Origin of the sequence: Serratia sp. CMO1 (assembly GCF_015689115.1) — a bacterium.
Classification (GTDB): domain Bacteria; phylum Pseudomonadota; class Gammaproteobacteria; order Enterobacterales; family Enterobacteriaceae; genus Serratia; species Serratia marcescens.
Window position 1 is genome coordinate 3,092,848 of the sequence record NZ_CP065032.1, and the last position, 24,805, is coordinate 3,117,652.

Below are 24,805 nucleotides of genomic sequence, written 5' to 3' on the forward strand. Positions count from 1 at the left end.
GCTGGCTTTCGCCGGAACGGACTACGCGGTCTCGATGAACAGCATCATGCGCCGCAGTGCGTCATCCAGGGCACTGAGCCCGGCATCATCCAGACAGGCCATCAGCTGTGCGTCATAATCCGCCACCCATTGCCTCGCCTGGTCAAAAATGGGACGAGACGCCGGCATGACGCGCAGATATACCGCGCGCTTATCTTCCGGATCGGGGAAGCGCGCGACCCACCCCCGATTAACCAGTTGGGTGATCGTACGGCCTAGCGCGGTGCGATCGGTCTGCGAATGCGCTATCACCTCGCTCATGGCCACGTCGCCCGGAAAACTGTAGAGAATGCGCAACGCGCGCCACTCATGGAGGCTGAGTCCTTGCAAATCGAGTAACGCAGACAGCCGTTTTTCGCGGTGACGCACCACCTCCGTCATCCTGTAAAGCGCACCATTGGGCAATCCCATTCCCCGTCGGCCGCTATGCCTGTCTTTTTTTTCAGAACCCATACTGTTTCCAATTAGCCTCGACTTTTGCCCTGACCTGTTCAGGATAAGAGTGCCTGTAAGAGGCGGTACCCGCACGTGTTACGCCGCTGAACTGCTCGGGGAACAGGCAGTTGATGATGACTTTGCCGCCGCTGCCGCGCGCCTTGTCTTCTTCCGTCAGGTACGGCACCATCGGGAACTCACGTACGTCCGGGAAAATAAAATGATCGCGCGCGGGATGTGAGCGCGTGGCCAACGCCCAAACCACCTGATCGATATCGACAATATCAATGTCATTGCCGACCAGGATCAGTTTGGGGATCAGGTAGCCCGCATGCGAGCCGAAGACCACCTCCGCCACCTTGCCGGCAAAATCCGCCGCGGTGGTATTCATTCCGGCCAGTTTTTCGATATCGACGGAGACCACCGCCCAGCAGGTCGCCGCCTCATAGGAACACCAGACAAAGTCAACGGGCAAGGCCGCGCTCTGCAGGGTTTCCAGCAGCTGAGCTGATATCATGGTGCCCCAGATCGTATGATTTTCTTCCGGCGGCGTGCCGGCGACGCAAATCGGCAAAATGGGGTCATCGCGAAACGTTACCGCACGCACATGGAACACCGGCTGTTCATGGCCTTGCTGGTGTTGATAGCCGTGATACTCCCCCATCGGCCCTTCCAGCGCCGTCTCCGTCAGGCTGATTTCACCTTCCAGCACAATTTCCGCATTGGCCGGCACCCAGAGATCGTTGGTTTCCGCTTGGGTGAGCGTGACGCTTTTACCGAGCAGCGCGCCGACATAGTCAGGCTCACTGACGCCGGCCGGCAACGGCATCCCCGCGACCGCCACCGCGGCAGGCGGCGCCCCGAGCACCATCGCCCACGGCGTAGGGTTCCCTTCTCGGCGCCACATTTCACGGATCATGCCGATGTGCTGGGTGGGGATTGCCGGGCCGGTGAGACGATTGCGATCGAGCATCATGAGTCTGCCGACGCCCCAGCTATGCCACTTTCCGTCCGGGGATTGCACGACATGGAACCCGTAGGTGCCGAAATAGCGCCCGCCATCCCGTTCATGCAACAGCGGCACCGGGAAACGTTTCAGATCAACCTCGTCACCACGCCAAATATTCTCTTTCACCGGGCCGGTCGAGCAATAATCCGGCGCAAACGGCTCCGCCTTCACCGCCCGGCGAATCGCCGCCACAATATCCCGCGGGGAGCTTTCTGGCGGCAGCCCAAAATGGAGGGCGAGGCGAGAATAGGCATGTTCCGCAGAAGCGAGCATGCCGGCCGGCGCGCCGAGGATGCGGGCTCCCGGCATCGCGCCCGCCACATGATGAAATAGCGGAGCCGAAAGCCGTTGCTCATAGACCCGGCGGCAGACAGCCGCTATCTCCAGGTCGGCGGAAACTGCCTGATGCACGTCGACCAAATCGTTTCGGCGACGCAATTCCTCAATGAAGTGACGAAAATCCAGTGCGCAATCGAGCAAACTCATGGCAAGTCCTCCGGTTTCCAGGCGTTCAGTCCCTGCTCTTCCCATCGTTTCAGGGAATAGACTGACATTTATGTGCATGTGCACACATATTGGTGCACGGAAAATCGCGTGTAAATACACGCTATCCTGGAGACGTTGGGCATGTTGTCAGTCTGGCAAACTCTTCAAGGAATAGCGGACTCGGGCCATGCACGCCCCTGCCGGCAGACATTATCGCCGTGACGGTTTCACACCTTCAGCATGATCGGCATAGCACTGGGCTTGCCGCAAGCGCCGCGCCGGGTTCAAGCACAACATGGCTCACAAAATGAAGAACATAATCGCAAAATGCTATTCGTTGATATTGCACGGGTTATAATGCGGAAAAGGATCTCTGCCAACGCAAACCGGTTTCAGATCGAACGGTTTACAAGCATTAGCGAAAGAAAAGGATTTTGATTCGATGGGGAACAACGAGGGGTAAAGTGGCGGAGAGAGGGGGATTTGAACCCCCGGTAGAGTTGCCCCTACTCCAGTTTTCGAGACTGGTCCGTTCAGCCGCTCCGGCATCTCTCCTGACAACGCTTGCTATCATGCCCGCTTTTGCGGCATTTTTACAGCATTAGCATACCGCTGAACGTTCAAGTGACGACTTTACGAGCAACCTGATGATTAAATGGCCGTGGAAAGCGACTCAACCCTCTCAACCCCAGGCAGACATCGAGGCCCAGTGGCAGGACGCGCTGGCGATCCCGCTGCTCTCGCCGCTGAATGAGCAGGAGCGGCAGCGGCTGGTGGCCGTCGCCGGGCAGATCTTGCAGCAAAAGCGCATCGTGCCGCTGCAGGGGCTGCAGCTCACCTCGCAAATGCAGGCGCGCATCGCACTGCTGTTCGCCTTGCCGGTGCTGGAACTCGGCGCGGAGTGTCTCGACGGCTTCAACGAAATTCTGCTCTACCCCACCCCGTTCGTGGTGGAAGACGAATGGCAGGACGAGATCGGTCTGGTGCACTCGGGGCCGGTGGTGCAGTCGGGCCAAAGCTGGGAACAGGGGCCGATCGTGCTCAACTGGCAAGACGTGCAGGACTCTTTCGACCTTTCCGGTTTCAATCTGGTGATCCACGAAGCGGTGCACAAGCTGGATATGCGCAACGGCGGCGTCGCCACCGGCGTGCCGCCGATCCCGCTGCGCGAGGTGGCCGCCTGGGAACATGATCTGCACGCCGCGATGGAAAGCCTGCAGGACGAGATCGACATGGTCGGCGAAGAGGCCGCCAGCATGGATGCCTACGCCGCCACCGATGCGGCCGAGTGCTTCGCCGTGCTGTCGGAGTATTTCTTCAGCGCTCCCGAACTGCTGGCCGAACGCTTCCCGGCGCTGTATCAGCACTTTTGCCGCTTCTACCGCCAGGATCCGCTGGCGCGCCTGCTGCGCGGCCAGGCGGAAAACGACGCGCAATGGGCGGATTGACGAGCTTATTGCTCAGATACCGAGCAGTCGCACCGCCCGGGGCAATTTAGCGTTGACACACCCGGGGCCGCTGGATATCATGCGCCCCGTTCACACGATTCCTCTGTAGTTCAGTCGGTAGAACGGCGGACTGTTAATCCGTATGTCACTGGTTCGAGTCCAGTCAGAGGAGCCATATTTAGAGAAGCCCGCTTAAGGAAACTTAAGCGGGCTTTTTGCTGTTGGGCGTTTACAGCCCGCGTTGTTCCATCAGCAGCGCCAGATCGACCAAGCGGTTGGAGAAGCCCCACTCGTTGTCATACCAGGCGAGCACTTTCACCAGGTTGCCGCCGATCACCAGCGTGGACAGGCCGTCGATGATCGACGAACGCGCATCGCCCCGATAGTCGCTCGACACCAGCGGTTCATCGCTGTACCCCAGGATCCCTTTCAGCGGGCCGGACGCCGCCGCCGCGCGGAAAGCGGCGTTGATCTCCTCCACCGTAGCCGGGCGTTTCAGCGTCACCGTCAGATCGACGATGGAAACCACCGGCACCGGCACCCGCAGCGAATAACCGGTCAGGCGGCCGTCCAGTTCGGGGATCACCTTGCCGAGCGCCTTGGCCGCGCCGCTGGAGTAAGGCACGATCGATTCCGCCGCCGCCCGCGCGCCGCGCAGATCTTTTTCCGGCTGATCGTGCAGCGCCTGGCTGTTGGTATAGGCATGCGTGGTATTCATCAACCCGTATTCGATGCCGAACGCCTGATGCAATACCTGCGCGGCGGGCGCCAGCCCGTTGGTGGTGCAGCTGCCGTTGCTGACCACCTTATGCAGAGCCGGATCGTAGAGGTGATCGTTAACCCCCATCACCAGCGTGATGTCGTCATTCTTGGCCGGCGCCGAGATAATCACCCGCTTGGCGCCGCCGTGCGTGATGTGCACTTCCGCCTTGGCCTTGTCGGTAAAGAAGCCCGTCGCTTCGATCACCACGTCAACGCCCGCGCTGCGCCAGGGGATCTCGGCGGGATCGCGCTGCGAAAACACCTGAATCGGCCGGCCGTCCAGCAGCAGCTGGTTGTCGCCGGCTTCCACCCTGGCCGCCAGCGTGCCGGAAAGCGTGTCGTATTTCAGCAGGTGCGCCAGCGTCTTGCTGTCCGTCAGATCGTTGATCGCCACCACTTCAAAATCGCTGCGCCCCAGCGCCGCGCGCAGCACGTTGCGCCCGATCCTGCCGAAGCCGTTAATGCCTACTCTCACCATGATGCACTCCTCGTTTTTGGGCTTTGCCTAAAATCTAGCGCCGACCAGAAACGGCGTAAATGACGTTTACCAATCAATTTACGCCAAATTGCGCGCATGAAAGCGCTCGCGGTATTCGCTCGGGGTCAATTGCAGTTTGCGTTCAAACACCCGCCGCAGGTTAAGGCCGTTGCCGAAGCCGGTGGCTAAGGCAATCTGCTCGATGCCTTCCGCGCTCTGTTCGAGGCGCTGCCTGGCGGTATGCAACCGCCCCTCTTCGACGAATTTGGCGGGAGAAATGCCCGTCTCGCGGGTGAACACCCGGGTAAAGTTGCGCGGGCTCATCGCCACGCGCTCGGCCAACCGATCGACGCTGAGATCGTCGGCGAGGTTTTCCAGGATCCAGGATTGCAGGTCACGGATCGGCCCCGGCGATTTGGCCTGGTTGAGCGGATAGCGGCTGAACTGCGCCTGCCCGCCGGGGCGACGCAGAAACATCACCAGATCCTGCGCCACTTCGCGCGCCTGCACGAAGCCGTAATCATCCTCCACCAGCGCCAGCGTCAGATCGAAGCCGGAGCTGACGCCGCCGGAGGTCCAGATCGGCCCGTCCTGCACGTAGATTGGGCCGTTTTCGACCTGCACTCGCGGGAAGCGCGCCTGCAGCGTCTCCGCCAGCCGCCAGTGGGTGGTCGCCCGCCGCCCGTCCAGCAACCCGGCTTCGGCCAGCAGCAGAGCCCCGCCGCAAACCGAAGCGATACGGCGCGCCTGCGGCGCCGCGCGACGCAGCCAATCGGCGACCAGGGCGCCCTCTTCTTCGGTCGCCCCCTTGCCGGCGACGATCACGGTATCGCGCGGCTGGGCCGGATCGAGATCCGCCAGGCGATGATCGGCCAACAGGCTCAGCCCGGACAGGCCGTGCACCACCCGGTGAGATTGCGTGGTGGCGACCGCGATCTGATACAGCGGCGTCTCGGCAGGGCTCAGGCGATTAGCCTGCATCAGGATATCGGCGATGCCCGCCGCTTCGAACAGCATGCCCCCTTCAGGGACGATAATCAGGAATGAGTGCATGGCGATAATATAAATAACAATCAAAACAGGCCAGGCGACCACTGTATAAGAAAAGCCCCGTCGGTTCACCCTGCGGGCATAAAAAAGCCCGCCGATAATCACCGGCGGGCCAGGAAGGAACGGCCATCAAGCCTGCGGCAGGTGCGCCCCGCCGGCGCGCGCCAATTGCGCCAACAGCGCCGTTTGAAACGCCTCATCGTGCACCGCCGCGTGAGGTTCAAGCCGCTGCTGGTGGTGCCAATAGCCGCCGGACGCCAGGGCCTGCGGTTCATCGCTGGTCACCAACCACGCCTGCGTCACATGCCCCAGCGCCAGATCGTCGGGCGCGTCCGCGCCGCCCATTTTGGTCGGCACCCAACCGGGATCGACCGCGCTGCTGATCACGTCAGGCCACAGGCGCGCCACGGCGGCGGCCAGCGCGGTGACGAACAGCTTGCTGTCCGAATAAGAACCGGCAGTGCCGCCAAGCCAATCCACGCCGTTCAGTTCCGCCACGCCGTCAAAATGCATGCTGCTGCTCAGGTAGACGACACGCTTGGGGCGTTCGATCAGGGCCGTCAGCAGGTAGGGCGCCATGACGTTCACCGGCATCACCTGCGGCCCGGTAAACATGCCGGCATTGTGGATCACCGCGTCCGGGCGGCCGAGGCGATTGACCTGCTCGGCAAGCTGCCGGATCTGTTGCACATCGGACAGATCGCCGATCGCCGCCTGCGCGCCCCGATCCAGCAAATCGCGCACCGCGGCCAAACGGCCAGGCTCACGCGCATGCAGGATCACCTGATGCCCTTCGTCCAACAGCGTTTGCGCGGCGGCGCGGCCCAGCCCGTCGACCGAGCCGGTAATGAAAATGCGTGACATGCCACTCCTCCGTTTAGCGCCAGCCGAGCGCCGGCGCGACATGGGTTAAAATCGATTCGATGACGTGCGCGTTGTAATCCACGCCCAGTTGGTTAGGCACGGTCAGCAGCAAGGTATCCGCTTCGGCGATGGCCTCGTCCTGCGCCAGCTGCTCGATCAGCGCGTCAGGTTCTGCGGCGTAACTGCGGCCGAAGATCGCCCGGGTCTGCGCGTCGATATACCCCAGCTGATCGCCCTCCTTGCCGCCGCCGCCGAAGTAGTTGCGATCCCGCTGATCCACCAGCGCGAAGATGCTGCGGCTCACGGAAACCCGCGGCTCGCGCGCATGGCCCGCCTCTTGCCAGGCCGCGCGATAGGCGCGGATCTGCTTGGCCTGCTGGATGTGGAAGGGCTCGCCGGTCTCGTCGTTCTTGAGCGTCGAGCTTTGCAGATGCATGCCCAGCTTCGCCGCCCAGACAGCGGTGGCGTTCGAACCGGCGCCCCACCAGATGCGATCGCGCAGCCCGGCGGAAAACGGCTCCGGCCGCAGCAGCCCAGGCGGATTCGGGAACATCGGCTGCGGATTGGGTTCGGCGAACCCTTCACCGCGCAGCGCTTCCAGGAACACTTCGGTATGGCGGCGGGCCATGTCCGCGTCGGTCTCGCCGTCGGCCGGGGCATAGCCGAAATAACGCCAGCCGTCGATCACCTGCTCCGGCGAACCGCGGCTGATGCCGAGCTGCAGCCGCCCGCCGGCGATCAGATCCGCCGCGCCGGCGTCCTCCACCATGTACAGCGGGTTTTCATAACGCATGTCGATCACGCCGGTGCCGATCTCGATGCGTTGGGTTTTGGCGCCGATGGCGGCCAACAGCGGGAACGGCGATCCCAGCTGGCGCGCGAAGTGGTGCACGCGAAAATAGGCGCCGTCCGCCCCCAGATCTTCGGCGGCGACCGCCAGATCGATGGACTGCAGCAGCGCATCCGCTGCGGAACGGGTGCCGGACTGGGCGGAAGGCGACCAGTGGCCAAACGAGAGAAAACCAATTTTTTTCATCGGGCATCATCCTCAGAGGCAAAACATGGGCCTACAGTGACAAAAACCGCGCGCTCTGCGCCAGCAAAATCGCCCCCGATCGCACTAAACGAACCGATTGCCGCCGCGCCGCCCGGCGATTGTAATCAAAAAACAAATGTCGTATAACAAGCAGCTCCGAGGGGTGTCCTGTTACGGGCTGAGATGGCGCAAGCCGAACCCTTTGAACCTGATCTGGGTCATGCCAGCGAAGGGACGGTTAGGCAACAACGCGATCACCCGTTGCCTGTTCATACCCCAGCGTGCCCGGATCTCCACTGACTCAAGGAGGTCCCATGTCCATCACTACCCTGTTCGAAAGCGGTCTTTACGGCCGGCTGCGCCACCATGCCGGCAGCCACTGGCAAGATTACGTCGATCATCCGTTTCTGCAGCAGCTGGCCGCCGGCACCTTGCCTGAACGCGCTTTTCGCCGCTACCTGACCCAGGACTATCTGTTTCTGCTGCACTTCGCCCGCGCCTACGCGCTGCTGGTCAGCAAGCTGCGCACTCTGCCGGAGATGCGCGCCGCCACCGCCTCGCTCAACGGCATCGTCGCCGAACTGCCGCTGCACGTGGCCTACTGCGCCGAATGGGGGCTGAACGAAGCGCAGATCGCCGCCCAGCCGGAAGCGGCGGAAACCATGAACTACACCCGTTACGTGCTGGATATCGGCCATGCCGGCGACGCCCTCGATCTGCTGGCCGGCCTGCTGCCCTGCGTGGCCGGCTATGCCGAAATCGGCCTGCGGCTGCTGCACGATCCCGCCACTCAGATGGAGGGCAATCCTTACGCCTCCTGGATCCGCAACTACGGCGACGAGGGCTATCTGGCCGGCGTGCGCGCCGCCATCGAACTGCTGGAAACCGTTGGTCAGCAGCGCGGCGCACAGGGCCGCTTCACCGAGCTGGCGCAGATTTTCACCACCGCCACCCAGCTGGAGTCGGCATTTTGGCAGATGGGGCTGAACGCCTCATGACCTCCCCGCGTCTCCCGCCCGGCATCCAGGTGCGGGATCTCAGCCTGCGTTTCGGTCAGCAAATCGTCTTCGATCGGCTGAGCTTCGACATCGCCGGCGGCAGCTTCGTCGCCCTGCTCGGCGCCAGCGGCGCCGGCAAAACCAGCCTGCTGAAGATCATCGCCGGCCTGGCGCAGGCCAGCTCTGGCTCGGTGACCGGCAGCGACGGTTTGCCGATCGCCGGGCGCATCGCCTACATGGGGCAAAAAGACCTGCTCTACCCGTGGCTGACCGTCGAAGAGAACGTCGCCCTCGGCTCGCGGCTGCGCGGCGAGACGCCGGACCGGGCGTGGGTGGCGCATCTGCTGGAGCGCGTAGGCCTGGCCGCGCATGGCCACAGCCTGCCCGCCGCGCTGTCCGGCGGCATGCGCCAGCGCGCCGCCATCGCCCGCACGCTCTACGAACGCCAGCCGATCGTACTGATGGACGAACCCTTTTCCGCGCTGGACGCCATCACCCGCGCCGAGATCCAGAGCCTGGCCGCCGAGCTGCTGGCGCAAAATACCGTGCTGTTGATCACCCACGATCCGATGGAAGCCTGCCGCCTGAGCCACCGGTTGCTGGTGCTGTCTCCCTGGCCGCTGGGCCTCGACGATACTCACCGCATCAGCGGGCTACCGCCGCGCGCGCCGGATGACGCCGGCCTGCTGAAAAGCCAGGCCGAGCTGCTGCAGCAACTGGTGAGGGCGGCGCAATGAATATCGCCAAAGAGCGTGGACTCACCCGCCTGCGGCGCGGGCTGACGGTGTTTGCCGGCCTGCTGCTGCTGTGGTGGCTGGCGGCGCAAAGCGGCATTCCGGCCTTTCTGCTGCCCACGCCGGGCGCGGTGGCGCAGGCGCTGTGGGACGGGCGCGGCTATCTCGCCTGGCACACGCTGGTCACCGCTTCGGAGATCGTCAGCGGGCTGGTGCTCGGCGTGTTGCTCGGCGCGGCGCTGGCGCTGTGCATGATTTTCTCGCCGCGCCTGCAACGCTGGCTGATGCCGCTGGTGCTCACCAGTCAGGCGATACCGGTGTTCGCCCTGGCCCCGCTGCTGGTGCTGTGGTTCGGCTTCGGCATGAGCGCCAAGGTGGCGATGGCGGTGCTGGTGATTTTCTTCCCGGTGGTGTCGGCCTTTTTCGACGGGCTGCGCCGGGTCAACAACGATTATCTCGATCTGGCGCGCACGATGCGCGCTTCGCGCTGGGCGCAGCTGCGGCACGTGCGGCTGATGGCGGCGTTGCCGGCCTTCGGCTCCGGCCTGCGCATGGCCGCCGCCGTCGCGCCGATCGGCGCCATCATCGGCGAATGGGTCGGCTCGGCCGAAGGGCTGGGCTACGTGATGCTGAACGCCAACGCGCGCATGCAGACCGACGTCTGCTTCGCCGCGCTGTTTATTTTGGTGCTGATGACCGTGCTGCTGTGGGCCGCGGTGGATGCGCTGCTGCGGCGCCTGATCGCCTGGGCGCCGGAAAACGACTGATGATTGCAACCATAACCAGGGATAAAGGAACGACCATGATCAAACAAACCGTTTGCGGGCTGCTGCTGGGCGCCGCCATCACCGGCCAGGCCGGCGCGGCCGAAAAGCTGACGCTGGTGCTCGACTGGTACATCAACCCGGATCACGCGCCGATTATGGTGGCCGAGCAGATCGGCGCCTTCAAGGCCGCAGGGCTGGACGTCAAGATCGTGCCGCCGTCCGATCCGGCGCTGCCGCCGCGGCTGGTGGCCGCCAAACAGGCCGACCTTGCCATCACCTATCAACCGCAGCTGCATTTCTTCGCCGATCAGGGTCTGCCGTTGATGCGCGTCGGCACGCTGATCAACACGCCGCTGAATACGGTGATCGCGCTGGATAAAAACATCACCTCGCCGGCGGATCTCAAGGGCAAAACGGTAGGTTACTCGGTCAGCGGCATCGAACAGGCGACGCTGGCCACCATGGTCGAACACGAGCGCCTCAAGCCGCAGGACATCAAGCTTATCAACGTCAACTTCCAGCTGACCAGCGCCCTGCTGGCGGGCCAGGTCGATGCGGTGATCGGCGGCTACCGCAACATCGAAGCGCTGGAGCTGAAGCTGCAGGGCAAGACGCCGGTGGTGTTCAACGTCGAAGATTACGGCGTGCCGGCCTATGACGAGCTGATCATCGTCGCCAACCGCGATGCGGTGAACGAGCCGAAAATCCGCAAATTCCTCGCCGCGTTGAAGCAAGGCAGCGACTACCTGCATGCGCACCCGCAGGACACCTGGCTGGCGTTCGCCAAGGCGCACCCGGAGCTGAATACCGAGCTGAACAAACAGGCGTGGCAAGCCAGCCTGCCGCTGTTCGCGCGTGACCCGACCAGGCTGGATCGCGCCCGCTACCAGGCTTACGAACAGTTCCTGTTCGACAACAAGCTGATCAAGAAAATCACCCCGGTGGAACAGTACGCGGTGGAGCTCGACTGATCATGCCGAGGCGGCCGGCGGCGCCACCGTCACCTCGCCCTGGCCACTGCGCTGCAAGGCCGCCTTCACCAACCCGTTGGCCTTGCAGCGTTCGATAAACGCGTTCACGTAGGCGGCGCCCTGCGTTTTTTGCCGCGGCACCGCCATCGCCTGGCGGATAGCGGTGAAATGCCCGTCCAGCACCCGGTAGCCGGGATGGGCGGCCGCGGCGGCCAACAGCGGTTGACGCACGCCGGCCGCCGCCTCCAGCCCCCGTTCGAAAAACAGCGCGATCGCCTCGGCGGAGGTTGCCGCCCGCACCAGCTGCGCCTGCTGCAGCGTGCGCGATAAAAACAGATCGTACGCCGCCCCCTGGCCGACCGCGATGCGCACCTCCGGCCGGTCGAGCTGCGCCGCCTCAAAGTAAGGCGCGTCGTTCGCCACCAGATAAGTCCCCTCAATGATCACGTAGGGTTCGCTGAAGGCGATCTGCGCCGCGCGCACCGGCTCGATGGCCATAAACGCCAGGTTCCAGGCGCCGCTGTCGAGATCGGCGAACACCTTGCCGGCCGCGTCATAGGTCACCAGCTCCAGCGCCACGCCCAGTTCGCGAGCCAGCGCGGCGGCCAGCTCCACCGAAGCGCCTTGCGGTTTACCGCCGGCCCCGGCCTGCGCCAGCACCGGATTGCCGTAGTTGATCGCCGCGCGCAACACGCCTTGCGGGGCCAGATCGTCGAGTACCGCTGCGGGGATTGTCTGCATACTTCCTCCTGAATGGCTGATGGGCGCACCGTCCGGCGCTCATTAAGCGTAGAGCGAAACCTCCGACCAGCAAGCTTTCGCCGCCGCGGCCGCCGTCGGCGTGATTAACGTCACACTATTGTCATAAAAATGTACAATAGCCGCCGTTCGTCGGCCGTAGCGGGAGATCGCGCGTTGTTCCGCCGCCGGCAATAGGCTATACCCTTCACTTTTCGCGCCGCGGCACGGTCGGCGGCGCAGACCAGGGCAGCAACGTTTTTTCCAATCAGACAAGGTTTGGCGGATGGTTTTAGCAGTCGTTTCTTTTGTTCTCTTTTTGGCGTCGATTTTGATTTATCGCACCCGGGCCGCCGCCAACCGCTGGTGGTTCGCCATTCTGCTGACGCTGCTCGGCAGCTATCTGGTGCTGAACGTCATCCTGATCGCCAGCAACTACTTTACCGGCGACGGCATCACCGACGCGGTGATTTACACCGTCACCAGCAGCCTCAAAGGCGCGGGCATCAGCAAATACGTGCTGCCGTTCATCGGCCTGCTGGCGGCGTTGGGGCTTATCTTCGCGGTGCTGGCCCGCAGCCTGCTGCGCCGCAAAGCCAAAGGCAGCAGCGTGGCCTACAGCCTCGTCGCCGTGCTGCTGGCGCTGTTTTCGGTCGGCACCACCCCGGCATTTCAGGACATCTCGCTGCTGGTCAAAAGCCAGATCGTCGGCGATACCGCCGATTTCACCACCTACTACAAAGCGCCGAAAAAAACCGTACAGGGCAAGCGGCCGAACCTGGTGTACATCTATGCCGAGAGCCTGGAACGCACCTACTTCGATACCGAGCTGTTTCCCGGCCTGGCCGACGAGCTGAACGCCCTGCGCGCGGACAGCATCGATTTCAGCAATACCCAGCAATTGCCGGGCACCGGCTACACCATCGCCGGCATGGTCGCCTCACAGTGCGGCATTCCGCTGTTCGCGCCCTTCGACGGCAACGCCTCCAGCGCGGTCTCCACCTTCTACCCGGAGAACGTCTGCCTGGGCGACGTGCTGAAGGCCGCCGGCTACAGCAACTATTTCTATCAGGGCGCCGAGCTGGCGTTCGCCGGTAAAGACACCTTCCTGAAATCCCACGGCTTCGACCACGTTTACGGCTTCAAAGAGCTGCGCGAACAGGTCGCCGATCCGAGCTACAAAAACGACTGGGGCTGGTACGACGACAGCGTGCTGGACGTGGTGTACGGCAAGTTCGTCGAGCTGTCCAAACAGCGCCAGCCGTTCTCGCTGTTCACCCTGACCGTCGATACCCATCACCCGGACGGTTTTATCTCCGCCGGCTGCAGCAAGAAAAGCTACGCCTGGCAGAACAAGGAAAACCGCTCGCTGAGCGCGGTAGCCTGCAGCCAGCAACACATCGCCGCGCTGATCGACAAGATCAAACGCTCGCCCTATTTCAGCAACACCGTGATCGTGGTGTCCTCCGATCATCTGGCGATGAACAACACCGCCTACGACATCCTGACCAAACAGAAGCGCCGCAATCTGTTCTTCATCATCGACGGCACCCGGCCGCTGGCGGAACAGCGCAACGAGAAACGCAGCACGCTGGACAACGGCGCCACGGTGCTGGACGTGATGGGCGGCGACAACTACATCGGCCTTGGCCGCAGCAGCCTGTCGGCGCCGTCGCTGTCTACGGTGTTCCTGAATATCGAAGAGAAGATCAATGGCTGGAAACCGGCGGTGATCAACCAGTGGGGCCTGCCGAACCGCATCAGCGACTACAGCGTGGACACGCGCCAGCGCAGCTTCAGCTTCTCCGGCGTCACCTACAAGGTGCCGTTCATCCTGCGGGTGGGCGATAACCGCATCGAACCGATGTTCAACGTCTACCTCTCCACCCCGCTGCGCAAGCAACTGGCCGGGCTGGGGGCGGGGGAGAAATTCGTCTGGGTCGATAAATGCTACGAGATCGGCCGGGTCTGGGCGCCGCAGCTGGCGCTGAGCACCGACATCTGCGTGGCCTCCGGCACCCTCGCCTCGCCGCCGCAGATCGCGCAGGCCAGCGGCGAACGCTTCAACGGCAAGGTGAACTTCACCGGCCCGGCGGCGGACAGCGTCGCCGATTACCAAAACGCCGTCGCCCGCCTGCAGGTGGACGACGCGGCGGTGAAATACCGGGCGGACGCCATCGAGTTCATGCTGCCCGGCATGCCGGAACAGGTGAAGGCCATCACCGGCGTCTCCGCCGTCGAGGAATGGGGCCGCTGGTCCGACGCCAATCTGGCGCCGGCGGTCGACATCGATTACGTCGACCCGCTGCCGAAAAGCTTCGATCTGGTGCTGCGCGCCCGCGCCTACGGCAACAACGTCGGCGAACCGATTTCGGTGCGCGTCGGCGACGAAGAGCGCTTCGTGTCGCTCGGCGAACAGGACAGCACCGTCACCCTGCGCTTCGATAACCCGCGCGGCGCGCAGAAGATCAGCATTACCCCGCCGGCGCCGACCGAGCCGAAAGAGAACGCCAGCGGCGGCTTCACGCCGAAGAAGCTGGGCATCGGCCTGGTGTCGCTGAAGGTCGAAGCGGCCGCTCCCGCCTCCTGATCCCCCCGCCTTCACGGGCGCGGTAATTTCTTTGCCGCGCCCGTCATTTCGACCAAGCTTTTACGCCCTTCTTCGGCTAACCTGTGACGGTGAAACGCCGCCAATCCCGCCAGAGCCGGGACATCGAAGGAGAAAGTATGAGCTATGCCCCACCTCGCAGCGGCCTCAGCGCCGATCAGGCACTCGATCAACTGGAAGCCCTGTATGACGCCGCGGTAGACGCGCTGCGGCAGGCGGTCAGTGACTTTATCAGCCACGGCACCCTGCCGGATGCGCAAGCGCGCGCCGCCGGACTGTTCGTGTATCCCGAACTGCGCGTCAGCTGGGACGGGCAGCAATCCGGCCCGAGCAAAACCCGCGCCTTCGGCCGCTTTACCCATCCCGGCAGCTACAGCACCACCGTGACCCGGCCGCAGCTGTTCCGCCACTATCTGGCCGAACAGCTGGCGATGCTGGAACACGACTACGCCGCCCATATCGAAGTGGCGCCGTCGCAGCAGGAGATCCCGTTCCCTTATGTCATCGACGGCTCCAGCCTGGCGCTCGATCGTTCAATGAGCGCCGGCATCGCGCAGCATTTCCCCACCACCGAGCTGGCGCAGATCGGTGACGAGACCGCCGACGGCCTGTACCACGCCACCGACAACCATTTCCCGCTGTCGCATTTCGATGCGCTGCGCGCGGATTTCTCGCTGGCGCGTCTGCGACACTACACCGGCACGCCGGTGGAGCATTTCCAGCCGTTCGTGCTGTTCACCAACTACACCCGCTATGTGGATGAGTTCGTGCGCTGGGCCTGCGCCCAGATCGCCGATCCGGCCAGCCCGTACATCGCGCTCTCCAGCGCCGGCGGCACCTACATCACGCCGGAAACCAGCACGCCCGAGCAAGCGGTGTCCGATCTGGCGTGGAAAAACCACCAGATGCCGGCCTATCACTTGATCTCGCGCACCGGCCAGGGCATCACGCTGATCAACATCGGCGTCGGCCCGTCCAACGCCAAAACCATCTGCGATCACCTGGCGGTGCTGCGCCCGAGCGCCTGGCTGATGATCGGCCACTGCGGCGGCCTGCGCGAAAGCCAGAAGATCGGCGATTACGTGCTGGCCCATGCCTATCTGCGCGACGATCACGTGCTGGATGCGGTGCTGCCGCCGGATATCCCGATCCCGAGCATCGCCGAGGTGCAGCGCGCCCTGTACGACGCCACCAAGATGGTCAGCGGCATGCCCGGCGAAGAGGTTAAACAGCGTTTGCGCACCGGCACCGTGGTCACCACCGACGACCGCAACTGGGAGCTGCGCTACTCCGCTTCGGCGCGCCGCTTCAATCTCAGCCGCGCGGTGGCGGTCGACATGGAGAGCGCCACCATCGCCGCTCAGGGTTATCGCTTCCGGGTGCCGTACGGCACGCTGCTGTGCGTCTCCGACAAACCGCTGCACGGCGAGATCAAACTGCCGGGCCAGGCCAACCGCTTCTACGAAGGGGCGATCTCCGAACACCTGCAGATCGGCATCTGCGCCATCGATTTGTTGCGCGCCGAGGGCGATCGTCTGCACTCGCGCAAGCTGCGCACCTTCAACGAACCGCCGTTCCGGTAACGGTGCTCAGGCCCGCTGCGGCGGGCCGTTTTTTCCTCAACGCACCAGCGCCAACGCGCGCTTCTCCTGGCTGCGGCCGCCGGCGATCGACAGCAACAGGTCTTTCACCAGCAGCGCCGGGGCGGACAGCGCCTGTTGGCTCGACATGCACAGTGACAGCGGCACCGACATCGTCGGCGCATTGATGCGCGCCATCCAGGCCTTGGCCGGGCCGATCATCGCGCGCGCCACCGATTCCGGCAGCACGGTCGCCCCTAACCCGCTGGCGATCGCGGCGCTCAGCGCGCCCGAGGATTCGATCTCCCCCACCACGTTGGCAGCCAGCTTGCGCAGCGCCATCGCCTCCTCCAGTTGGTTGCGCACCGCATCGCCCTCGCGCGGCAGGAACAGGTTCAGCCGCGCCACGTCCAGCAGCTCGACGCTGTTGCCGGGATGCGGCACCGCGCGCGTCGCCACCAGATAAAGATCTTCCCGCATCAATGCGATGGCGTGCAGCCCGGCGGGCATTTTGGCGCCGTAGACCATCGCCATGTCCAGCGTCTGGTTAGCCACCTGCCCGGCCAACGCCGCGCCGCCGTTTTCATGCAGGCTGAGCAGGATGCCCGGCTGCTGATCGCGCAGGGTCTGCAACAGCGGCAGCGCCAGCTGCGCCGCGGTGCTGCCCGACGCCAGCCCGAGCGACACCTGACCGCTCATCGCCTGTCCGGCGCTGTTGACCGCGCTCTGCGCCTGCTCGCACTGGCGCAGAATGGTCTGCGCGTGGGCATACAGAATGTTGCCGGCCTCGGTCGGCTGCACCCCGCGCTTGGTGCGGATCAGCAGCTGTTGCTTCAGCTCTCCTTCCAGCGTCGCCAACTGCTGGCTGAGCGCCGGTTGGGCGATGTGCAACACCTCCGCCGCCTGGGTCAGGCTGCCGATATCGACGATTTTCACGAAGTACTTCAGACGTCTGAAATTCATAGTGCCTCCAGCGAGCCGCTAAATTGAGAATGCCGAAATCCGGTCATGCAATCACAGCAAGATCCAGGCCAGAGTAGGTAAACGGCCGTGGAAGCGGGGTACAAGGCGGTAAATGGCCGTTCGCCGGGCGGCGCGCGCCACCGCGCAGGGCAACCGTTGCACCATCGGCAGGCAACGGCGCCGATCAACGGGCAATTCGGCGACGCTGCGCGCGGGATAAGCGACAAAAGCGAGAAAAAGCAGCAGGTTGGGCAATCTTGCAGCAAACGAACGCATCGGACGTCTTCACGCTTTACAAGCCGCAACCGCCCCGCTATTATTCGCCCCGTTCACACGATTCCTCTGTAGTTCAGTCGGTAGAACGGCGGACTGTTAATCCGTATGTCACTGGTTCGAGTCCAGTCAGAGGAGCCATATTTAGAGAAGCCCGCTCAGGGAAACCCGAGCGGGTTTTTTGCTATTCGGCACGGCGCGAGTCAGATATTTTCGGCGTTGCCGCCGTGCAAGTGGTGCCGAGTGCAGAACCCCAGGGCAAAGCAGAGAATAAAGACCAAAAAATACAGCACATCCGCCATAACCAGCGCCGCATGTACGCCTAAGTGGTCACAAATGGCCCGGTGACCACAAAGGTCAACATGGTGCCGACTGTTCCACAGGTCAGAATGAAATTCACCAGCTTGGGTGAGGAAACCCTCGTTTCGCACTGGGATATCACTCCCCGAGAGAATACCGGCGCCTGCGGGCATTGTTAACTTAAGATACAAAAGCTGTTTGGAGATAGCGGGTCAAGATCACCTTCTGTATTAATGCCCAGAGCGAGGAATACGGCTCTGTTAATCACGCTGCCAGCCTGACGAACCCTCACCACGATACAGCCAAGATAAACCATGAGATACAGTGCTTCAAGAGGCCCGTTTTACCACTTTGTCACCTGTTCTTTAACTGCATCGGTGACTTTAGATATCAGCGTGGGAGACACGTCCGTATCGTACATTTCCTTGAACGTGGCGACGATTTCGCGGGTGGTCATGCCTTTGGCATAGAGGGACCAAATCTGGATGTCCATCTGCTTAATACGCGTCTGGTGACTGAGGTTCAAAGGTATTTTCACAGTCACGCGGGGTGTTCAACTCGCTCTCGCCGTCATCACTCAACAGCGTTTTTAACGCGTAGCCATTGCGGGTATTTGAGCTTTTTGGGGCGCGTTTTTCTCGTGTCCGAGGTGCTCGCTCAGTTCTGCATTGAGCGCCGTTTCGACGGTAAGCTTCGTCAGCATCCGGAAAAACTGGTTGAGGTCGGCTTCGGTTTTAAGGCCTTTGGCCAGTTCAGCAGCCAGTGCTTTGAGTTTATTTTCATCCATAATTTGCCTGTCTCCGTTGTGGGAATGAACATATCAAAAACAGGTAGATACACAATTTAAATTACAGCCTCTATTCGTACGACTTTGGCCGAGAAATTCTACGGCGACCGAGTGGCATTATATTTCACCCTCTTGCCTCACGCTTATATCCATATAGTTTACATGGTTATCTTATCGTATAGCACATATAAACCTCCTCCCTTTAATACTATATCCTTTAAGCATTCAAATATAGCCAATAAATGGATGAACTCGCTTTTGTCTGACGGGATGAACATAGCTTAAATATGAATTACCCGGTGTAGCCTCCACCGTTAAAGATGTACATAACCCTTTAACTGTCTCAAGCGTAATTTGCCATAGAAATATTGATCTCATATTAGATATCCGAGTAATTTCCATTGATGCAACGACAAAGGGGTCTTTCGATTTTTTTTGGTATGTAGACACCCAGCGATTAAGCCTTGTGTTTTTCAACTCGTCACTCAAAAGATCGTAGTCGAACGTAACATAGTATTCAGTTGGATAAGCATCCGAAAGCCCGTCACACATAAACATCTGAACAATATTATATGCATAGCCATTGATCCGACTCGTTGCGTGTTTTCTCCATATTGGAATTTGCCTGCTAAGACTCCAGTCTTTTTCAATAAAACTAGCTAAATAAATAATCTTATTAGCAGACTGGAAATCAAGAATACCTTTATTGTTGTTCGTGATCCACGACTTAAGGCCATAAGGTCGTGGATAGGGGCAGCCGTTTTCCTGTAAAAATTCGTGACCTGATTCAGGGTGTAAAAGAGGTGGAATTGGTGATTGCCACATTGAGCGCCAGAGCAGCGTAGAAAAATTCAGAGGTGTCAGCTCAGCACGAGCAATGACTCTGCCAGCAACAGCACGGAGATGTTGTGCACTATATACTGCTAGAAGTTGATAACGTGGGTCAGATGTCAGCATAGCATAAATATCCATCACTACAGTCGTATAGTTAGATAATAGTACATGCTCTAAAATTACAATACCATAGTATATATTGTGTAACGTAACGACAGGTACAGATTTATAAACGCTCTGGCCTGTTTTCCGTTATCTTTGCAAAAACAGATGGCCTGTTGGCCAGGCTGACAAAAGTTGCGACATATGGCAATACGTAGATATAATCATACCACATCAATGTGCTATGACATGGAGTGTTCACTTTGAAAAAGTCAATGTTGTTCTGTTTGCCACTTATTTATTCATGCAATGTATATGCAAATAAAAACCTCTGCTCTGAAAAAACCTCAGCCAACAACGCCTTTAACAATGCCATCTTGGCTCAAGAGTGGTCAGCTAAGAAAACGCCTAAAAAAATCAGCATGCGTATAACCAGCAAGGATGACTATATCTCGGCTGATTCCCAGTTAGAATTTGATGACTGCGGTACCCTGCTGCATTCACGCGCTAAAAAAACCGTCAGGTCACAAATTAACAAGAGTACTTTAGTGATCCAGTTCAGCAGCACGCTTGATAAAAACCATAACAACTGGGATTACAGCTCAACATTTAACATGTTTATGATTGAGAATGGCAATGCCCGCCATGAGCTGATGGCGCAAGAAATCAGCGGCACCGTGCTCACCGATGAAGGTGGCCGAATCGTCCGATCGGAAGAGGCATCCGACCTGCTTATCAAGCAAAAGCACCAGTCAAGCAAGGCGGTAACAATATTTTTAGCCGATGACGCCGGGAGGTTGTCCGAGGCAAAACGCATTAGTACGCTGGGCAATGACAGTGGCAACACCGTTTATAGTCATGACGCTAAAAACCGTTTAATAAGAACACTATCAGGTACAACCACCGGAGATTTTACTTATGATAACGACGATAGAGAGTTAACCAGCAAAGAAGTGATGAAGTCCTTCACCACAGAAACGACCACAACTACCTGTAAAAGCTGGGATAAGTTTGGAAGATGCATTAATGCTCAGCAAAACATTTCAATTTTAATTAAAGACATGAAGAAAAACCGGGATAACGTCTACAACCACGTTGCAGAAATAAAGTATGACTATGTTTACTAGATTGTTATAGGGGGAATAGTTTCCCCCTATAACATGCGGCGTAGCTCAAGACGCAGAAACTTACCGGCGATAGAAAGCCGTTCCCTCAAAAGCTGCGTTTCGCCACCAGATAGGCGCCCGCCACCAGCAGCAGAGCGCCGAACAGCGCCGGCAGATTCTCGCGCAGCGCCGCCGGGCCGGCGCGGTAGACGTCCGCCAACAGCCCCATGCACAGCTGGCTGGCGACCAGGATCGAGATGGTGGCCGCCGCGCCCAGTTTTTGGTAGCCCAGGATGCCGGCGAACACGAACAGCGATCCCAGCAGCCCCGGCAACAGCATCCACCACCTGGCGGCGCCGGTCACTTCCGCCACCGCGCCGAGGCCGTTTTTGGCCAGCAGCAACCCCACCAGCAACAACAAACCGACGCTGGAGTTGATCACCAGCGTAATGAGGATGGTCGAAACGCTTTCGGTAATGCGCACCATCAGCAGATTCTGCACCACCAGCCCCATCCCGGCCGCGATCAGCAGTAACAGCATATTCATCGCCCTGTCTCCCGGGATCAACGCGCGGGCGGCGTCGCCCGTTCGTCGAGCGTCAGCTGCAGGAACGTCAGATCCAGCCATTGGCCGAATTTGGCGCCCACCTGTTCCATGCGCCCCACCTCGCGGAACCCCAGCGCCAGATGCAGCTCAATCGAGGCCTGATTGCCGGATTCGATGCCGGCCACCATCACGTGCTTGCCGATTTCCCGCGCCCGTGCGATCAGCGCCAGCAGCAACGTCTTGCCAATCCCTGCGCCGCGATGCGCCTGATGAACATACACCGAATGTTCCACGGTATGGCGATAGCCATCCCAGGCGCGCCAGTCGCCGAACGACGCATAGCCGATCGCCTCGTCCGCGGCGTTCACCGCCACCAGCACCGGGTAGCCCGCCGCCTGGCGTTCGCTGATCCACGCCGCACGGTTGGCCGTATCCACGGTTTGTTCATTCCAGATGGCGGTGCTGTTCAACACCGCGTCGTTATAGATAGCGGCAATCGCCGCGCTATCGTTGAGCGTCGCATTTCGTATAATCATGGTTTACCTCGGCCAATTGTCCACTATAATACTACGATATGAATATTAAATTAGACAATCTAAATCAGCTGATCGGCGCGCGCATTCGCATTGAACGCGAGGCACGCCACTGGTCGCTGTCCGATCTGGCCGAACGGGCGGGCGTCTCACGGGCGATGGTGCATAAGATCGAGCGCGGCGAGAGCAGCCCGACGGCGATGCTGTTGGGCAGACTGGCGGGGGCGTTCGGCCTCAGCATGTCCAAACTGATCGCCCGGGCGGAAACGCAAGAAGGCCGGCTGCTGCGCCGGGAAGATCAACCGGTGTGGGTCGATCCTGAGAGCGGCTACGTGCGGCGCCACGTGTCGCCGCGCACCGATCTGCCGCTCGATCTGGTGCGCATCGAACTGCCGGCCGGCGCAGCGATCCCAATGCCGGCGTCGGTGTATGCCTTCAAGCGTCAGCTGATCTGGGTTTTATCCGGCGAACTGGTCTTTCTTGAGGGCGACGCGCGCCATGAAATGGCCGAAGGAGACTGCCTGGAGCTCGGCCCACCGGCGGACTGCCGCTTTGAAAACCAAAGCGATGAGGCATGCGTGTATATGGTGGCGGTGCTGAGCGCCGCCTGACGGCTCACCGGCGCTACCCCTGCGTCGGCTGGTTATAGCCGGCGTGGAAAAACTTCTCCGCCAACCGGCTGTCGCCGCCGGAGAAGAACTCGCTCATCGGCTCGCGGCCGAGGCCATAGGCGCGGCTGAGCTGCCCGGCCTCGAACGCGGCCCGGTTCTCGTCGCCGCAGCGCTGCGCCAAATGGTGCGCATAGCCGAGCACGAAACCGCGCTTGTAGTCGGAGCAAAAGCGCGACAGCTCCGCCTCCGGCTTCAGGTTCTCCACCTTTAACCCCGCCAACAACCCTTTGCCAAAATGATCTCCCACGGGTTCCTCCTCACCGCACAATCGCTATATAATAAAATATACAGCGAATAAGCGAACGAGAACATACTCCCTAAGTTTTACTCGCCGCATAAAAAAGGCCCGCCAAGCGGGCCTGCGAGAAAGCGGGCAATCACAGCGTGAAATTCAGCCCTTCGCTGACGGTCTTGCCCAGCGGCAGGCGGCCCGACGGCGCTTCTTTCTCCTGCAGGAAATCCGGCAGGCGGGCTTTGTCGCCCGGTTTGCCGATCGCTACCATGGCGTGCACCGCATAGTCGTCCGGCAGCTGCAACGCCGCTTTGATCTTGTCGTGGTGAATGCCGCTCATGCAGTGGGTCAGCCAGCCTTTCAGGTGCGCCTGATGCGCCAGGTTGGCCCAGGCCGCGCCGGTGTCGAACGCATGGGTCGGGTTGTCCACCAGCCGCTCGCCGTTCAGGCTGGTGGTTTTGGAGACGATCACCACCAGCGCCGAGGCGTGTTGCGCCCAGCCGCGGTTGAAGTCGATCAGGAACTCCAGGTAGTTCTCCCAGCTGTCGGAGCCGTGCTTGCTGTAGGCAAAGCGCCACGGCTGAATGTTGTAGGCCGAAGGCGACCAGCGCGCCGCTTCAAAGAAGCTCAGCAGCGTTTGATCGTCGATGGCGTCGTTGGTCATCGCGCGCGGCGACCAGCGCTCGATAAATTGCGCGTCAATCGGGTAATCGGAGATTCTTGGCTGGCTCATGATAGGTTCTCGCAGTAAAGTAAAAACAAAAGTTCGCTGATATTCCCACAGCTTAGGACGGTAAAACTTTTATTTCGTGCCATTGTCCTGCGGCAATTCCTGCTGCAGCCAGGCCAGAAACGCCCTGACCGGCGGATGCCGCTCGCGCCCCGGGGCGCACAGCACGCTGTATGCGGCGCCCGGTACGCGCACCTCCGGCCGGTACGCCACCAACAGACCGTTGTCCACCATCTCGGACACCATCACCGAGCTGGCGAGCACCCATCCCTGCCCGGCCACCGCCGCCTGCAGGGCGTAATGCTCCTCGTGATAGCTGCGCATCGCCGCATGGCGCTGCCACCAGTCCACGCCGGCGGCCCGGCACCAGTCATGCCAGCCGCTGTCGTACAGCGCCGAATCCCCCCACTTGACGGTGATCAGCACCGGGTTTTCCGGTTCGGCGGCGGCCAGCCCCGGCGCGGCGTAGACGCCAAAGCTTTCCTCCAGCCGCGCCGCCTGATGCAGCGCGGGATAATGCGCGCGGCTGTAGCGCACCGCCACATCCACGCTGGCGTCCTGCTGCAGGTCGATCACCTCGGCGCAGGCCTCCAGGCGCACCAGATAGTGCGGATGCGCCTGGTAGAAACGCCCCAGGCGCGGCACCAGCCACAGCGCCGCGAACGAGTGCGTGACCGAGACGCACAGCGAGCCGCTGCTGGGCTGCGGCCGCAGACCCTCAAGCGTGGCGGCGACGTCCAGCAGCGCGCCATGCACTCCGGTAAACAGCGTTTCGCCCTTCGCCGTCAGCCGCACGCCGCGCGGCACCCGCTCGAACAGCGCAAAACCCAGCTGCTGTTCCAGCGCCTTGATCTGGTGCGAAATCGCCGTCGGCGTCACCGCCAGCTCGGCCGCCGCCAGCTTGAAGCTGCGCAGGCGAGCGGCGGATTCAAAGGTGCGTAACGCGTTGACGGGCAGCGTGGCGAACATGGCGAAGCCTCTTGGGATGAGTTGAGTTCATCCTGGCAGAAAAACCGTCATTTGTCGCCTGCGGACGCTTGCCTCTAAATTAAGGCTGAGTTCACTTCACACCAAGGAACATGACATGAATACAACTCATCAATCCAAACGCCTGGTGGTGCTGGTCGGCAGCCCGCGCCGCGACGGCAACAGCGCCACGCTGGCGCAGGCGATCATGGCGGGCGCCGCCGAAGCCGGCACTTCCGCCAGCCTGCATTTTCTCGACGATTACCTGAGCGGTTTCCTGAGCGATGAACGCCATACGCCGCCGCCGACCGATCGCTACGCCGAGCTGTTCCTGGAGCACTTCCTGCCGGCCGACGGCGCGGTATTTTGCACGCCGATTTACTGGTACGGCATGTCGGCACAAACCAAGGCCTTTTTCGATCGCTCGTTCAGCTTTTATTCCAACGTCTACCCTCAGGCGGAACAGGTGCACCAACGCATGAGCGGCAAACGCATCGGGCTGGCGGTGGCGTCGGAAGAAACTTATCCCGGCGCGGCGCTGGGCATCGTGCATCAGATCCAGGAGTTCAGCCGCTACACCCATTCCGCCTTCGTCGGGCTGGTGCACGGCGCCGGCAACCAGCGCGGCGAGATCGCCCGCGATCCGCGCAACCCGCTGCGGGCCGCCCGCGAGTTGGGGCGCGAGTTCTTCACCCGCCCCTACTCGGATTATCAGATGGACAGCCCGCGCAGCACGCAGGTTTGGACGGAATAGCCTC

Annotated in this window: 25 protein-coding genes, 3 tRNA genes, 2 pseudogenes and 1 riboswitch; of the genes and pseudogenes, 12 read left to right on the plus strand and 18 right to left on the minus strand. The window is 61.2% G+C overall.

Going from position 1 to position 24,805, the window contains the following annotated elements; translation table 11 throughout:
- Nucleotides 1-21: 21 nt before the first annotated feature.
- The 3 genes from IT763_RS14755 to IT763_RS14765 all read right to left on the minus strand — a co-directional run bounded on the left by IT763_RS14755 (nt 22) and on the right by IT763_RS14765 (nt 2,524).
- A complete protein-coding gene (locus IT763_RS14755) occupies nt 22-492 on the minus strand; it encodes a MarR family winged helix-turn-helix transcriptional regulator (protein ID WP_151254653.1) in 471 nt (156 codons plus the stop codon).
- Nucleotides 482-1,969 (minus strand): UbiD family decarboxylase, encoded by a 1,488-nt coding sequence (locus IT763_RS14760; RefSeq protein ID WP_206194796.1) that lies wholly within the window; start codon nt 1,967-1,969, stop codon nt 482-484. The genes IT763_RS14755 and IT763_RS14760 overlap by 11 nt, the downstream gene beginning before the upstream one ends.
- A gap of 465 nt (nt 1,970-2,434) precedes the next feature.
- Nucleotides 2,435-2,524 (minus strand) — tRNA-Ser (locus IT763_RS14765).
- A gap of 92 nt (nt 2,525-2,616) precedes the next feature.
- On the opposite strand from IT763_RS14765, the gene mtfA reads away from it, so the two are divergent.
- The gene (gene mtfA, locus IT763_RS14770; protein ID WP_048795162.1) at nt 2,617-3,417 is read left to right on the plus strand and encodes a DgsA anti-repressor MtfA; all 801 of its coding nucleotides are present in this window, start codon (nt 2,617-2,619) and stop codon (nt 3,415-3,417) included.
- A gap of 99 nt (nt 3,418-3,516) precedes the next feature.
- Nucleotides 3,517-3,592, plus strand: a tRNA-Asn gene (locus tag IT763_RS14775).
- 54 nt (nt 3,593-3,646) lie between these two features.
- Here the strand turns inward: IT763_RS14775 and gap are convergent.
- From gap to IT763_RS14795, 4 genes are all read right to left on the minus strand, one after another.
- Complete coding sequence (gene gap / locus IT763_RS14780) at nt 3,647-4,657, minus strand: type I glyceraldehyde-3-phosphate dehydrogenase (RefSeq protein WP_016927129.1); 1,011 nt, start codon at nt 4,655-4,657, stop codon at nt 3,647-3,649.
- A gap of 78 nt (nt 4,658-4,735) precedes the next feature.
- Complete coding sequence (locus IT763_RS14785) at nt 4,736-5,710, minus strand: GlxA family transcriptional regulator (RefSeq protein ID WP_028128346.1); 975 nt, start codon at nt 5,708-5,710, stop codon at nt 4,736-4,738.
- A gap of 126 nt (nt 5,711-5,836) precedes the next feature.
- Entirely contained in the window at nt 5,837-6,571 is a 735-nt protein-coding gene (locus IT763_RS14790; protein WP_151254652.1) for an SDR family NAD(P)-dependent oxidoreductase, read from the minus strand.
- Nucleotides 6,572-6,584: 13 nt separating this feature from the next.
- A complete protein-coding gene (locus IT763_RS14795) occupies nt 6,585-7,607 on the minus strand; it encodes an LLM class flavin-dependent oxidoreductase (RefSeq protein ID WP_049299637.1) in 1,023 nt (340 codons plus the stop codon).
- A 149-nt stretch (nt 7,608-7,756) separates the two neighbouring features.
- Nucleotides 7,757-7,859, plus strand: a riboswitch (TPP riboswitch).
- A 62-nt stretch (nt 7,860-7,921) separates the two neighbouring features.
- On the opposite strand from IT763_RS14795, the gene IT763_RS14800 reads away from it, so the two are divergent.
- The 4 genes from IT763_RS14800 to IT763_RS14815 are packed head-to-tail and all read left to right on the plus strand — an operon-like array spanning nt 7,922 to nt 11,077.
- On the plus strand, nt 7,922-8,605 hold the full coding sequence (locus IT763_RS14800; RefSeq protein ID WP_016927125.1) for a TenA family protein: 684 nt from the start codon (nt 7,922-7,924) through the stop codon (nt 8,603-8,605).
- Nucleotides 8,602-9,342: an ABC transporter ATP-binding protein gene (locus tag IT763_RS14805; RefSeq protein ID WP_206194797.1), complete on the plus strand. Its 741-nt coding sequence runs from the start codon at nt 8,602-8,604 to the stop codon at nt 9,340-9,342. Before IT763_RS14800 ends, IT763_RS14805 begins: the two co-directional genes overlap by 4 nt.
- Complete coding sequence (locus tag IT763_RS14810) at nt 9,339-10,106, plus strand: ABC transporter permease (RefSeq protein WP_049299639.1); 768 nt, start codon at nt 9,339-9,341, stop codon at nt 10,104-10,106. The genes IT763_RS14805 and IT763_RS14810 overlap by 4 nt, the downstream gene beginning before the upstream one ends.
- A 35-nt stretch (nt 10,107-10,141) precedes the next feature.
- Entirely contained in the window at nt 10,142-11,077 is a 936-nt protein-coding gene (locus tag IT763_RS14815; protein ID WP_143778279.1) for an ABC transporter substrate-binding protein, read from the plus strand.
- Here the strand turns inward: IT763_RS14815 and IT763_RS14820 are convergent, their stop codons facing one another.
- Nucleotides 11,078-11,818 carry a transporter substrate-binding domain-containing protein gene (locus tag IT763_RS14820; protein ID WP_016927121.1) on the minus strand — a complete coding sequence of 247 codons (741 nt, stop codon included), beginning with the start codon at nt 11,816-11,818 and terminating at the stop codon, nt 11,078-11,080.
- A gap of 283 nt (nt 11,819-12,101) precedes the next feature.
- Here IT763_RS14820 and opgB point away from each other — a divergent pair, with 283 nt between their 5' ends.
- Nucleotides 12,102-14,405, plus strand: a complete 2,304-nt coding sequence (gene opgB / locus IT763_RS14825) for a phosphatidylglycerol--membrane-oligosaccharide glycerophosphotransferase (protein ID WP_193842889.1) — start codon at nt 12,102-12,104, stop codon at nt 14,403-14,405.
- Nucleotides 14,406-14,542: 137 nt separating this feature from the next.
- Nucleotides 14,543-16,006 carry an AMP nucleosidase gene (locus IT763_RS14830; RefSeq protein ID WP_197834908.1) on the plus strand — a complete coding sequence of 488 codons (1,464 nt, stop codon included), beginning with the start codon at nt 14,543-14,545 and terminating at the stop codon, nt 16,004-16,006.
- Nucleotides 16,007-16,042: 36 nt separating this feature from the next.
- On the opposite strand, the gene nac is transcribed toward IT763_RS14830, so the two are convergent.
- A complete protein-coding gene (gene nac / locus IT763_RS14835; protein ID WP_016927119.1) occupies nt 16,043-16,966 on the minus strand; it encodes a nitrogen assimilation transcriptional regulator NAC in 924 nt (307 codons plus the stop codon).
- A gap of 51 nt (nt 16,967-17,017) precedes the next feature.
- Nucleotides 17,018-17,242 (minus strand): hypothetical protein, encoded by a 225-nt coding sequence (locus IT763_RS14840; protein ID WP_126186879.1) that lies wholly within the window; start codon nt 17,240-17,242, stop codon nt 17,018-17,020.
- 62 nt (nt 17,243-17,304) lie between these two features.
- Here IT763_RS14840 and IT763_RS14845 point away from each other — a divergent pair.
- Nucleotides 17,305-17,380 (plus strand) — tRNA-Asn (locus IT763_RS14845).
- Nucleotides 17,381-17,442: 62 nt separating this feature from the next.
- On the opposite strand, the pseudogene IT763_RS14850 reads toward IT763_RS14845, so the two are convergent.
- From IT763_RS14850 to IT763_RS14860, 3 genes and pseudogenes are all read right to left on the minus strand, one after another.
- Nucleotides 17,443-17,663: pseudogene (locus IT763_RS14850) on the minus strand (MFS transporter TsgA); the annotation flags it as partial.
- A gap of 81 nt (nt 17,664-17,744) precedes the next feature.
- Nucleotides 17,745-18,326 (minus strand): annotated as a pseudogene (locus IT763_RS14855) (transposase); the annotation flags it as partial.
- A gap of 225 nt (nt 18,327-18,551) precedes the next feature.
- A complete protein-coding gene (locus IT763_RS14860; protein ID WP_143778281.1) occupies nt 18,552-19,283 on the minus strand; it encodes a hypothetical protein in 732 nt (243 codons plus the stop codon).
- 242 nt (nt 19,284-19,525) lie between these two features.
- Between IT763_RS14860 and IT763_RS14865 the strand changes: the two genes are divergently transcribed.
- Nucleotides 19,526-20,389, plus strand: coding sequence for a hypothetical protein (locus IT763_RS14865; protein ID WP_228009718.1), 864 nt, complete (start codon nt 19,526-19,528; stop codon nt 20,387-20,389).
- A gap of 85 nt (nt 20,390-20,474) precedes the next feature.
- Here the strand turns inward: IT763_RS14865 and IT763_RS14870 are convergent, their stop codons facing one another.
- Both IT763_RS14870 and IT763_RS14875 read right to left on the minus strand, forming a co-directional pair.
- Nucleotides 20,475-20,915, minus strand: a complete 441-nt coding sequence (locus IT763_RS14870) for a DMT family transporter (RefSeq protein ID WP_044030891.1) — start codon at nt 20,913-20,915, stop codon at nt 20,475-20,477.
- A 17-nt stretch (nt 20,916-20,932) separates the two neighbouring features.
- Complete coding sequence (locus IT763_RS14875) at nt 20,933-21,451, minus strand: GNAT family N-acetyltransferase (protein WP_206194798.1); 519 nt, start codon at nt 21,449-21,451, stop codon at nt 20,933-20,935.
- A 38-nt stretch (nt 21,452-21,489) separates the two neighbouring features.
- On the opposite strand from IT763_RS14875, the gene IT763_RS14880 reads away from it, so the two are divergent.
- Nucleotides 21,490-22,059: an XRE family transcriptional regulator gene (locus IT763_RS14880; RefSeq protein ID WP_015378410.1), complete on the plus strand. Its 570-nt coding sequence runs from the start codon at nt 21,490-21,492 to the stop codon at nt 22,057-22,059.
- A 13-nt stretch (nt 22,060-22,072) separates the two neighbouring features.
- Here IT763_RS14880 and IT763_RS14885 read toward each other — a convergent pair whose 3' ends face one another.
- The 3 genes from IT763_RS14885 to IT763_RS14895 all read right to left on the minus strand — a co-directional run bounded on the left by IT763_RS14885 (nt 22,073) and on the right by IT763_RS14895 (nt 24,050).
- Nucleotides 22,073-22,366, minus strand: a complete 294-nt coding sequence (locus IT763_RS14885; protein ID WP_049242376.1) for a DUF2623 family protein — start codon at nt 22,364-22,366, stop codon at nt 22,073-22,075.
- A gap of 130 nt (nt 22,367-22,496) precedes the next feature.
- A complete protein-coding gene (locus IT763_RS14890) occupies nt 22,497-23,084 on the minus strand; it encodes a nitroreductase family protein (RefSeq protein ID WP_015378412.1) in 588 nt (195 codons plus the stop codon).
- A gap of 69 nt (nt 23,085-23,153) precedes the next feature.
- Entirely contained in the window at nt 23,154-24,050 is an 897-nt protein-coding gene (locus tag IT763_RS14895; protein WP_049300274.1) for a LysR substrate-binding domain-containing protein, read from the minus strand.
- Between the two features lie 115 nt (nt 24,051-24,165).
- Between IT763_RS14895 and IT763_RS14900 the strand changes: the two genes are divergently transcribed.
- On the plus strand, nt 24,166-24,801 hold the full coding sequence (locus tag IT763_RS14900) for a flavodoxin family protein (protein WP_143778283.1): 636 nt from the start codon (nt 24,166-24,168) through the stop codon (nt 24,799-24,801).
- Nucleotides 24,802-24,805 lie beyond the last annotated feature (4 nt).